This window comes from Blautia sp. ZXY-1-B12 (assembly GCF_056339915.1).
Window position 1 is genome coordinate 1 of the sequence record NZ_JBWJVP010000086.1, and the last position, 11,595, is coordinate 11,595.

General features: G+C 42.0%; 10 protein-coding genes and 2 pseudogenes. All 12 read right to left on the reverse strand.

Annotation, left to right across the window (positions count from 1 at the left end; all coding sequences use genetic code 11):
* Nucleotides 1-229: 229 nt before the first annotated feature.
* Nucleotides 230-985, reverse strand: a complete 756-nt coding sequence (locus AC075L_RS05825; RefSeq protein ID WP_476387336.1) for a D-alanyl-D-alanine carboxypeptidase family protein — start codon at nt 983-985, stop codon at nt 230-232.
* A complete protein-coding gene (locus tag AC075L_RS05830) occupies nt 945-1,430 on the reverse strand; it encodes a hypothetical protein (protein WP_476387337.1) in 486 nt (161 codons plus the stop codon). The genes AC075L_RS05825 and AC075L_RS05830 overlap by 41 nt, the downstream gene beginning before the upstream one ends.
* Nucleotides 1,427-2,586: pseudogene (locus tag AC075L_RS05835) on the reverse strand (FtsW/RodA/SpoVE family cell cycle protein). Before AC075L_RS05835 ends, AC075L_RS05830 begins: the two are co-directional and overlap by 4 nt.
* Complete coding sequence (gene minE / locus AC075L_RS05840; RefSeq protein WP_020993911.1) at nt 2,580-2,867, reverse strand: cell division topological specificity factor MinE; 288 nt, start codon at nt 2,865-2,867, stop codon at nt 2,580-2,582. Before minE ends, AC075L_RS05835 begins: the two are co-directional and overlap by 7 nt.
* Before the next feature lie 25 nt (nt 2,868-2,892).
* Nucleotides 2,893-3,681, reverse strand: coding sequence for a septum site-determining protein MinD (gene minD / locus AC075L_RS05845; RefSeq protein ID WP_008703173.1), 789 nt, complete (start codon nt 3,679-3,681; stop codon nt 2,893-2,895).
* A 60-nt stretch (nt 3,682-3,741) separates the two neighbouring features.
* On the reverse strand, nt 3,742-6,636 hold the full coding sequence (locus AC075L_RS05850) for a penicillin-binding transpeptidase domain-containing protein (RefSeq protein ID WP_118633716.1): 2,895 nt from the start codon (nt 6,634-6,636) through the stop codon (nt 3,742-3,744).
* Complete coding sequence (gene mreD / locus AC075L_RS05855) at nt 6,621-7,151, reverse strand: rod shape-determining protein MreD (protein WP_008703177.1); 531 nt, start codon at nt 7,149-7,151, stop codon at nt 6,621-6,623. Before mreD ends, AC075L_RS05850 begins: the two co-directional genes overlap by 16 nt.
* Nucleotides 7,141-8,052 carry a rod shape-determining protein MreC gene (gene mreC, locus AC075L_RS05860; RefSeq protein ID WP_020993912.1) on the reverse strand — a complete coding sequence of 304 codons (912 nt, stop codon included), beginning with the start codon at nt 8,050-8,052 and terminating at the stop codon, nt 7,141-7,143. Before mreC ends, mreD begins: the two co-directional genes overlap by 11 nt.
* Nucleotides 8,053-8,069: 17 nt before the next feature.
* Nucleotides 8,070-9,083 (reverse strand): rod shape-determining protein, encoded by a 1,014-nt coding sequence (locus AC075L_RS05865; RefSeq protein ID WP_022379976.1) that lies wholly within the window; start codon nt 9,081-9,083, stop codon nt 8,070-8,072.
* A gap of 22 nt (nt 9,084-9,105) precedes the next feature.
* Nucleotides 9,106-9,825, reverse strand: a complete 720-nt coding sequence (radC, locus tag AC075L_RS05870; RefSeq protein WP_008703183.1) for a RadC family protein — start codon at nt 9,823-9,825, stop codon at nt 9,106-9,108.
* 300 nt (nt 9,826-10,125) lie between these two features.
* Complete coding sequence (locus AC075L_RS05875; RefSeq protein WP_476387338.1) at nt 10,126-11,154, reverse strand: NAD(P)/FAD-dependent oxidoreductase; 1,029 nt, start codon at nt 11,152-11,154, stop codon at nt 10,126-10,128.
* Nucleotides 11,090-11,595: pseudogene (locus tag AC075L_RS05880) on the reverse strand (hypothetical protein); the annotation flags it as partial. The gene AC075L_RS05875 and the pseudogene AC075L_RS05880, both read right to left, overlap by 65 nt.

The following is an 11,595-nucleotide window of genomic DNA, read 5'->3' on the forward strand; positions in this document are numbered from 1 at the left end:
GTAATGGATCTATATGTCTGCCTGTGTATGTTGTAATACAATTGTTATTCATGATCTTTCACCTCGTTCTTTTATGTAACCGGAATTCTTGTAACAGCAAAGTGGATGGTCTTGTACGACCCCTGTCGGAAGACTTTATTATGTTATAGGTGTTATAAAAACATTGCGGAGAATTTTCTATAACATAAAACGGATACAATTAATGATAACTGTATCCGTTTTATATTGACTAACTGTTGATATTCTGAAGCAGTGAATTCATCTCCTGATACAGAAGTTCTTTCGTAGCAGCTCCCATTACAATTGAAACAAAAGTTTTTCCGTATGCATTCTGTGTAAGGATTGCAAGACAATTGCCGGCTACTTCTGTTGTTCCGGTTTTACCACCGAGAATTGTAACATCTTTTGGGGCTGTTGCCTCTCCGGTAAGATAATGGTCTGTTGCGGTAAGCGTGGTGCTTTTTTCAGTTCCGTCTGAGCCTGTATAGGTTACTGTATAAGACGGCAACTCTGTAATTTCTGTAAATTCAGGGTAGGTGAATGCTTCATTCAGCATCAGATAAATATCATATGGTGTTGTATAGTGATTTTCATCCTGCAGTCCATGTGGATTGGAAAAATGTGTTCCTGTACATCCAAGCTTTGCGGCATAATCATTCATCATCTGTACGAAGTTCTCTGTATTGCCTCCAACATATTCCGCAATGGCAGAAGCTGCATCATTGCCGGAATATACAAGCAGACAGTGGAGAAGCTGATCAAGGGTAACCTGATCGCCGGCCACAAATCCGCAGACCTGTGATCCATCCTCCAGTGTAACATTATCCTGAGTGATCGTGACAGTGTCATTCAGTTTTCCACTTTGTAATGCAAGCATTGCTGTCATGATCTTGGTAATACTTGCAGGATACACCTTATCATAAATGCCGTTTGCATACAGTACTTTATGATTGCTCGAGACTGAACAGTAGCCCTTTCTGTCCATCTTCCAGCTGGGCATTCTTAATACGATCAACATTTCCTTTGGGGGAAACGCATAATTTCTGGGCAAAAGATTCTGTTCTCATATTTTCCTTAGCTGCAAGGGCATTTGTGAAAACTTCAGAAGAATCAAAAGCCTGTTCAGGAGTACCAAAATAATTTCCGCTTAATATATTCCATCCGTAAAAAACACCGCCGGCAGCTGCAAGAATCACAAATACACCAACCAGAATCCTGAATATATGTTTTAATCTCTGACGCTTTTTATGATATTTTGTACGCAGCAGAGCCTGATGCTCCTCTGTTTGTCTGGATGGCATCTGCGATTTCGGCAGTTTGACTGTCTGAAGCGGTCTGGAAGGTTTGTGTCTGTGCGGAGCTGCAGATTTGTATGGAACAGCAGATTTCTTTTCCGGTATTTTACCGGAAGATTTCTTTTTTGTTCTCATAAGTAATCCTCTCTTCTGTCAATTTCTTTTTGAATAATTTCTTTATTGTATGTGCTGCTCTGAAGTCCTACATTGAGTACAAGCCCCATACCAATATACAGACTTACCAGCGAAGTCAGTCCATAGCTTACAAAGGAAGGGGAGTTCCCGTATTAGGCGCAAGACCTGTTGCAACACAGATATTAATGAAGCTCTGTAGTGCGATCAGGCCGCCGATTCCACAGCAAAGAACCTTTCCTGACAAATCTTTTGCCCGAAGACTCATCCGGATACATTCAAAGGCAATTGCCAAAAGCAGCAATACAATTATCACGCATCCAATAAATCCGTACTCTTCACCTGCAACAGCAAAAATAAAGTCTGTCTGATTCTCTGCTACGAAGTTTCCCTGATTTACAGAAGTTGTACTGTCATCACCGCTTAATTTCTTACCGACCAGTTCCCCTGAAGCAATTGCAGTTTTAGAGTTATTCTGCTGTTCAATATCATCCGAGTATTCTTCGTTTTCCGGATACAAAAAAGACATGATACGGCTTCTCTGGTAATCCTTGAGCAGTTTCTGATCCGGCTGGACAACAATTGATAAAAAAATAATGGTCAATGGAACAGCAATAAGCAGTGCTCCTCCGATGATCTTATAGCTTAAACCTGCAACATAGATCATAATACAGAAAATTACTACAACAGTAATTGTATTTTTCAGGTCCGGCTGTTCCAGGATCAGGAACAGAGGTACTGCCAGTAATACGCCGGATAATGCCAGCGTTTTAAGTGTATTCAGTGTCTCCTCATGATCCATAAAAAATTTTGCAAAGAATACGATCAGGATAATCTTTGATAATTCTGTCGGCTGAAATCGGAAAGATCCGATACCGATCCATCTGGCGGCACCGTTGGCACTGTCACCCGCAATACGCACAACGATCAGCATGATAATATTAAATCCATACATAATCCACTGAAAGTTCATGATCCATGAGTAATCCAGCAAAGAAAGTACCAGCATGACAATAAGTCCAAGTATTACTCCGGCAAACTGCTTTGATCGCAGGTCCGATGCTGCTGTGCCTACCAGTGTAACTCCTATCAGGCTGATCGCCAGCAGGAAAATGATCAGTCTGAAATTGTAAAATCTTAATTTATATTGCTTTAACATAATTTATCTGTCCTTTTTAGTAACTGTGAAGATACCAAACGGTTATCCTTTTTGTTTAAAACAGGAATATACGCATGGAGTACTGCAGGTTCCTGCGTAATCTGGATTTTTACCTGTTCTTCATCAATAGTAAGGTATTTTTTTACGGTATGTATCATATCATTCCGCAACATTTTCATCATCTGTGGAGAGCAGTCGATACGTTCCGAGATCAGCAGAAGCTTCATGCGGTCTCTTGCATATCCGGCTGAACGCTTCTTTTCTTTAAAAAAAGCTTTCACACAGATTCCCCCTTATAAATACAGGCTACTTTTTGAAAAAACTACCTATTTTTCTTAATAACCCCTGCTTCCTGTTAATGTCTGCAAACGGAATCTCTTCACCTAAAAGGCGTTTACAGATATTCATGTATTCTTCTTCTGCCTGAGAAGATTTCCCGGAAAGAGGCTCCCCCTGATTTGTGGCAATCACAATCTGTTCATCATCCAGAATTGTTCCGATCAGATCAACAGCAAGGATATCCGTTACATCATCTACGGACATCATATCACCTCTTGCAATCATATCCGGCCGCAGGCGATTGATGATCAGGCTGATATCTCTGATCTCGTTGGCTTCCAGGAGTCCGATGATCCGATCTGCATCACGTATCGCAGAAACCTCCGGCGTGGTAACTACCAGGGCTTTATCAGCACCTGCAATCGCATTTTTAAATCCCTGTTCAATTCCTGCCGGACAGTCCAGAAGAATATAATCAAACTGTTCTCTCAGATCGTCGGTCAGTTTTATCATCTGTTCCGGAGACACAGCAGATTTGTCTTTTGTCTGCGCAGATGGCAGAAGACATAATTCCGGATGTCTTTTATCCTTGATCAGAGCCTGTCGCAGACGGCAGCTTCCGTTAATGACATCCACCAGATTATAGACAATCCTGTTCTCCAGGCCCAGAACAACATCCAGATTCCGCAGACCGATATCTGTATCAACCACAACAACTTTTTTGCCCAGCATAGCCAGACCTGTTCCGATATTGGCGACAGTTGTGGTTTTTCCTACTCCGCCTTTGCCGGAAGTAATCACAATGACTTCACTCATAGTTACAATTTCCTCCCTGAAAAAATTTCCATTCTTCTGGTATTCTCCTGTATGGTAGTTTCAGTCATTCGAAGTATCACTGGTATCACTTGCCGCAACACCGGTAAGAATAGACTTTTCATCAGTTAATTCAAAGATATATTTAAAAATATCATCAGCTGCAAGACACGCATTACCGGAAGTATATCCATTCTCAATACGCACTGCAATCGCATATTCAGGATCTGAAGCCGGGGCATATCCCATAAACAAACCATGGTTTGGATGATAAACAGTTACCTCGGCTGTACCGGTTTTACCTGCCACATCCACGCCAAGTCCGTCAAACTGTCTGTGAGTCTGTACTACCCGGTACATTCCGTCGTGAATATCATCCCACACATTCTGTGATACATCAACTGTATTAATGATATCCGGCTCATATTTTTTTAAAGTATTACCCTTGGAATCTGTCTGTCTGTCAAGTAAAGTCAGATCATAAACATTTCCACTGGTAGCGATCGCTGTTGCATAACGTGCCAGCTGACTGGTGGTATAAGCATTGGTACCATGTCCGATATAAGACGGGACTGCGTAGGAATCTGACACATGAGGTGCGGATTCTGTGATCTCGATACCTGTTTTCTTATCCAGGCCAATCTCTGAAGCATATTTTTGCAGTACACTCAGGCTTCGGTTTTCTGAAAAGTTTCCGTCTGCATCCTGACCAAGTTTAAAACCAACCATGTTGAAATAAGTGTTACAGGACTGCTCAATCGCCTCCCTGATCTCGATCTCTCCATGTCCCTGTTTGTTCCAGCAGTTGATCGGAGGTGTTACAAGATCAAAGGAGCCGGTACAGTTAATGTATGTTCCGTCATCGATCACTCCTTCAGACATTCCGGCAATTGTAGACAGAATCTTAAATGTAGAACCCGGTGCTGCTGTCTGTTGGGTTGCTTTATTGAAAAACGGACTGGATTTATCTGTAGATAATTTCGCATAATAATCCGTATCCATGTTATTTACCAGACGGTTATTGTCATATCCCGGGTAGGATACGCATGCAAGAACATCCCCTGTTTTGACATCTGTGATTACTGCAGAAGCAGAACATGGCTCCAGCGCAAGCTGTGCAGGTTCTATTTCGAGAGTATAAATTTTATTGATCATAAAGTCATAAGCTGTCATGGAGCCGGAGGCCAGAGCCTCGTAACTGCCATCATCTTTTGATAAAACTCCCTGTTCATACAGCACCAGACAGATCTCGCTTCCGGAAATGGTGTCCTCCTGAAGCATATATTTATACAGAAGTTTTGAGAAATTGGTGTCTTTTTTAAGATAATCGATCAGATAATCTGTAAGAGCCTGATATACTTCATCGGAATCCAGATAATCTCCTTCTGTAGAAAATTTGGAAATATCGATCCAGTTCTGACTTGCCGCATATGTCAGATAATCTTTCAGACTGATATCTTTATCGGTTGTCCATTTCTGATAAGTACTGTCAGAGGTATCAATGGCATTCTTTGAGATAACCCCCAGCGTATCTCTGAGAAGATCATCACAGATATAAGTAAGATATTCCTGGATCTGATCATCTTCATCTTTTACGGCCGGTGGATTCTCAGCTGTCAGCCTGTTAGTTATTGTATCAAAAACCTGTTGCTGTTTCTGTTGAAATTTGGCATATAAATTTTTTTCTGTATCGGAGGCGTTGGCATCACTGAATTTACTGATATCAATGACACTGTTGGCAATCAGGGCATTATATACATCATAGATCGGTATCTTGATCTGTGCAGCATCATTTACACTGAAATCATAGGTTTTGGATGCTTCGATCTTGGATAAAAGGATTCCGGCAACTCTCTGTTTCAGTATCTGGTAGATGGCGGACTGCCAGCTGCTGTCTATGGTAAGATAGGTATCGTTACCTGCGACAGGTTCTACTCTCGTGCTGTCGTCAATCTTAAGTACTTTACCAAGGTTATCGACAGTGACAGTTTCTTCACCGTCTGTTCCCTGAAGAGATGTTTCCATATATTTCTCAATTCCCGATTTACCGATGATCGCATCATTTGAATAATCAGGATTCTTCTGTCTCAGTTCTTCAAGCTCTTCTGAAGAAGCCTGTCCCGTATAACCAAGAATTGGTCCCATGCTTGCATCATTAATGTATTTGCGGACAGAATCCTCTACAATGTCAATTCCCTGAAGCTCCGGCTGATCTTCTCTGATTGCAGCTACAGATTTTTCGCTTATATTTGAAGCAATCGTAACGGCCATGTACTTCTTGAAACTGTTAGTGCTCAGTGCATAGCGGATTTTGGAAAGCTCAAGTATATCCTGCTTTGACAGGTTCTCCGGAAGTCCATGGGATGTCAGTTCTTCTTTGGTATAAGCATTATCGCCGTAAAGAACAATGGAAAATCCCTCTTTTCCGCTCATAAACTCGATCATCTGATCTGCAGTGGCATTTTTCTGTTTTTTTGTCAGGTTATCAATCAACGGTTCTCCGTAAATATCCGCACGAAAACGGTTCAGAGTAAATCCCTCATCAACATCAAAAGCATAATTCCCGCTCTCATCCAAAACAATATGGAAGCCGGTACTGATGGAATCCCCGTTGGACTCAAGGATTTTCAGGACTTTATAGGCAATCCCGTTCAGTGTAAGATTCTTTTCTCTGGTAGAATCATAAGTTCCATTATCCTCAAAGGTAACAGAATAAGCCAGCACATTTGTTGCCAGCTCCTCACCATTTCTGTCATAGATATTGCCACGCGTACTTTTGATCACACGTTTTTTTGTTGTTCTTGATTCAAATTTGCTGATATAAGCCTCTCCCTGGATGATCTGCAGTTCAAAAAGCTGACGGACCAGAGTGGCTGACATAAATACAAAAACCAGTACCAGTATTGTGGTACGTTTTATTCGTATCTTTTTAAAAAATCTTTTTATTTTAGTACCCAAATAGACTCACTTTCCTTCATTGATGGATTCTTCATGAAATGATAATTAATATAATGAAATACCCGGTAAACAATCAGTGTAAGGATCACTGTATAAAAAATCTCCGGTAAAATAATCCGGTATAAATAGGTTCCGAGCCCCAGACGTCCCCTGAGCAGAAACTGCAATGCATAGACAGAAAGTCCGTACAGTAAATCCCCGATACCTGCAAGCATAACCGGAACCTTTATGTCATCATCATAGCAGATCCTGTGGGCATATCCGCTTAAAAAGCCAATATACATATAGATCAGAGCGTAGAAACCAAACACAGAGCCATAGAACATGTCTACCAGAAATCCACAGAAAAATCCTGTCCACAGTCCACTTTTTCTTCCGCGCATCAGCCCCATGGATATACACAGGATCAGGATCAGATTCGGCGTGATAGAACCGATGGATATCACATGAAGAAGAGTACACTGAAGAAGAAAACTGATCAGGATCATAAAAAATAACGCTATCTTACTCTTCATTTGCAGTCGCCTCCTGAGCTGCCTGAGCATTGTCATTAACAGAATCCTGTTTATTTACTGTAATGACAAGTACATTTTTCAGATGCTGGAAATCTACAGGTGTGACAATGGTACCTGTTTTGGTCAGATTGTTGCTGTTTTGTTCCACCTCACTGACGTATCCGATAAACAGTCCCTCTACATATTTCTCACTGATATTGGAGGTAACGATGCGTTCCCCCACTGTTACTTTATTATTCTGGTCATACAACTGGCTGAAGCTTAATTTACCCTCATCGATGAGTTCCAGATCTCCTTCCACCACACAGTTATCCTGTGTGCTGACAGTCATGGCACTGACATTGCTGCTGTCATCGATAATGGAACGTACAGTCGCCCAGTGAGTTCCGACCTCTGTCACGATCCCGACCAGACCTTTATCTGCAAGTACATTATTATCCACACGAATGCCGTCTGCAGATCCCCGGTTGATCATAAAGGTATCATACCAGTTGCCCGGATCTTTGGATATGATTTCTGCAGCAATCTTTGGATATTCGGTATACTGCTGGTCAAGATTATACATCTGCTGTAATCTTACATATTCTGTCTGATCCTGGATCAGTTTATTGTTCTGTTCTGTGAGACTGTCTATCTGTGCCTTTAAATTTTCGTTCTCACTGAGGATTTCTTCTTTATCACGCATACGGTCCTGCATTCCTTTCAGAACTGAACTGATCCGATTGATGCTGTTTTCAAATGGAACGATCAGTATCCCGGCGGCATCCTGCAGCGGTGCAGTGGTTACGCCGGATGAAAAAGTGGCAGCAATACAGCTGACGCAGAAAATCGACATAATGACCAGAAGATGTTTACTTTTTAATTTAATCCTAAAATGTACTTTCTTTTTCAGGTTTTTCATTGATGCACCCCTAAAAATTATAGTTTTCTCTGCGTAACCGGTACTGCCCATTCACGCAGTTCTTTATTTCTGATTATTTTCTCCAGACCTGTAACTGCCGAGGTTTCATAAAAATCTGACAGATTAAAGGTGAATCCTGTATAACTGGCAAGGTATTTATCAATATAAGGAAGTCTGGTACTGCCTCCGGTTATGTAAATCCCCTGTTTCGCAATATGGTAGGAAATCTGGGGAGGAATTCGCTCCAGAAATGTTTTCATCTCTGCCGCAATCTCATTCAGACAGTTCATGATACCGTCATTTACCACATAAGAAGAAATGATTTCTTCTCTTGGCAGTCCGGAAATACAGTCAATTCCTACAACCTTACGTACTTCCTTTTTCGGATCACTGAGGCGTCCCATGACCATCTTAAGCCTCTTGGCAGTCCTTGTGCCAATCTGCAGATTATATCTTTTACGTATTTCACTGCAGACAGATTCATTCATCTGTCTGCCTCCCAGCGGTATTTTCCTGCTGATAATGATCTTTCCTCCGGTGATGATCGATACTTCTGTACTCTGTGCACCGATATTTACGATCATATTTCCTTCCGGATCTTCCAGATTGACACCCATGGCAATGGCATCTGCAATGGGTGCCTCTACCATAAATACGCGATTTTTCTTTAACCAGTGACCATTCGCCACATGAAAATATGCCCGTTTCTCAACCGCAGTCATATCCAGAGGAACAGTAAAATACATTGTTGCGCCAAATCCCAGGATATGATCGATCTTTCGGATCATACTGTAAAGAACAATCTCCTGAAGTTCCAGATTAGCGATCATGCCAAATGTCATTGGCGAAGTAACCGTAATATCTGTGGGGGATTTCTCAAACATATCGTATGCTTCATTTCCCATTGCAATGATCGTGTGTCCCTTGGACGCGATCATATTTTTCTCGATATAAGTTTTGTTTCTGAAAAAAGAATAGACTTTTACGGAACTGCTTCCCAAATCTATTCCATATGTTTTCTCAAATAGCATATTCTGCCCCTTTGTTGTTGCCTTATTCTGTACATGTATTCCATAATCCTTCTTCTCTGAAGCTGCAGTATCTCTGATCCCCGATCACAATATGATCCAGCAGATGTATTCCCAGCAGTTCCCCCGCCTGATAAATCCTGGCTGTGATCTGTAAGTCATCCGGACTTGGTGTAGGATCACCACTTGGATGATTGTGTATCAATATCAGACTGACTGCATGGCGGCGCAGGGCTTCCATGAAGATTTCCCTTGGTGTTACCAGCGAACCGGTTGCAGTTCCCCGGGTCAGTATCTTATCTCCCAGAAAATGTCCTTTCACATCTGACATCATACAGATCACCAGTTCCTGCTCTTCATGGCGGAGTTCTTCCATATAATAAGCTGCTATGGAGGAGGGATTGTTCATAACTATCTGCGGTCTGGCAGCAGCCTTGGCAATTCTTTTGGAAAGTTCTCCAATGCATTTTAACTGTACTGCTTTTACCTGTCCGATTCCATGAATCTTCATAAGATCCTGTACAGATACATGCATAAGCCCCATAAGGCCGGGATAGGAGGACGACTCCATAAATTTCAGGATCTCCTGTGCAAGTGCCAGTGAATTCTTTCCTGAAGTGCCGCTGCGCAGGATTACTGCCAGCAGTTCAGTGTCATTTAATGAACCCTCACCCTGCATAAAGCATTTCTCATACGGCCGCTGTTCCCTGGGAAGCTGCTTCATAATATTATTTGCATTATTCATAAGTCTGCCTGTGCTCTCTAAAGCCTCTGGGCAAATTGCAAATTATATTCTAGCATAAAAGAGGAGAGATGTACACTCTCCTCTCTGATTTTTATGTGAACTTTATAGTTACTGGGTTACTGTTCACACACCACTGTCCCGCGAGGTGTTTTGGCATGAATATGCCAAAATCCCGAGACATACAAGCCAAAATTCCATTGCCGCAGGCAATCTGGAATGAATTTTGGCTACGTTACTGTGAACGGAGTGAACAGTAACGTTACTGGATTACTGGTTATCGGTAATATCCCGCTTAAGAGATCAATTGTTTTTTATAGCCGCATATTTTCGGCATACAGTCTCAGCAACTTTGATTCCATCCATGGCAGCACTTGTGATTCCGCCTGCGTAACCTGCACCTTCGCCACATGGATAAATTCCTGCCATATTTGCTGTGAGCTTCTGATCACGTACGATTCTTACAGGAGAAGAAGTACGGCTTTCAATGCCACTGAGCAGTGCATCCTCTCTGTCAAATCCGGAAATTCGTTTTCCGAAGGCTCTGACACCTTCTTCAATAGAATCGCCTACTGCTTTTGGCAGAACAGAGCGTACATTTGTCAGTATATATTCTCCCTTCATACAGGGAGTAACCTCTCCTAATGCTTCACTTGCCTGATTTTTGCAAAAATCACCAAACAGCTGAACAGGAATTTTTCCTTCTCCGAGCTCCCATGCTTTTTTCTCCAGATCACGCTGAAATTCTACGCCGCCAAGAACTCCTTTATCCGGGAAATCTTCTGGTGTAACTGTGACGATCATGGCACTGTTTGCATTTCTGGAATCACGTGCCTGATAGCTCATTCCGTTCACTGCGAGACGACCGGGTTCAGAGGATGCATTTACAACATATCCGCCCGGACACATACAAAAAGAATAAACACCTCTGCCATTTGCACACTTATGGGTTACTTTATAGCTGGCTGCACCAAGTAATTCATTCTCAGGCTCTCCATAAAGATCCATATTGATCATTTCCTGAGGATGTTCAATACGCAGCCCCACTGCAAATGACTTTGGCTCCATATAAACACCACGTTTCTGTAACATTTCAAAAGTATCTCTTGCACTGTGTCCTGGTGCCAGTACACAGACTTGTGCAGGGATTCTCTTATCATTGTTGATCTCAATTTCTTTTAATGTATTGTTCTCAAAAATCAGATCTGTTACCTTGGAACGGAAGCAGAATTTTCCTCCCATTTCTTCGATTTCATGACGCATTTTTTCAACAATACCAACCAGTACATCCGTTCCCAGATGTGGCTTCTGCTGATAAATAATTTCTTCCATCACGACCCTCGAAACGCTTCAGTACCTCATGATTACGTCCGTAAGGATCTTTTACCAGCGTGTTCAGCTTTCCGTCGGAAAAGGTGCCGGCGCCGCCCTCTCCGAACTGTACATTGGACTCAGAGTCAAGAACACCATTTTTCCAGAAATTCTCTACTGTTTTCTGACGTTTCTCAGCCTCTTCTCCGCGTTCAAGTATTATTGGACAATATCCGGCCTTCGCAAGATCCCGTCCGCAGAAAAGCCCTGCAGGACCACTTCCACAATAACGGGAGAATGTGTGAAGAAGGATCTCACCCGGAGAGGGAAATTCATATGGTTTCTCTTTTGTTAACATAATGTTGTTATTGTTAACTTTTTTGGCGAGTTTCTGTTCATCTCTGATCGTTACATCTACAGTATATACAAAGATTTTGTCATTTTTGTGTCTAGGTGGGATTT

Excerpts from the sequence above, each read along its gene's own strand:
- AC075L_RS05825 (WP_476387336.1), bottom strand. The coding sequence starts at position 985 with ATGGACAGAAAGGGCTACTGTTCAGTCTCGAGCAATCATAAAGTACTG.
- AC075L_RS05830 (WP_476387337.1), bottom strand. The coding sequence starts at position 1,430 with ATGAGAACAAAAAAGAAATCTTCCGGTAAAATACCGGAAAAGAAATCT.
- minD (WP_008703173.1), bottom strand. The coding sequence starts at position 3,681 with ATGAGTGAAGTCATTGTGATTACTTCCGGCAAAGGCGGAGTAGGAAAA.
- mreD (WP_008703177.1), bottom strand. The coding sequence starts at position 7,151 with ATGAAGAGTAAGATAGCGTTATTTTTTATGATCCTGATCAGTTTTCTT.
- mreC (WP_020993912.1), bottom strand. The coding sequence starts at position 8,052 with ATGAAAAACCTGAAAAAGAAAGTACATTTTAGGATTAAATTAAAAAGT.
- AC075L_RS05865 (WP_022379976.1), bottom strand. The coding sequence starts at position 9,083 with ATGCTATTTGAGAAAACATATGGAATAGATTTGGGAAGCAGTTCCGTA.
- radC (WP_008703183.1), bottom strand. The coding sequence starts at position 9,825 with ATGAATAATGCAAATAATATTATGAAGCAGCTTCCCAGGGAACAGCGG.
- AC075L_RS05875 (WP_476387338.1), bottom strand. The coding sequence starts at position 11,154 with ATGGAAGAAATTATTTATCAGCAGAAGCCACATCTGGGAACGGATGTA.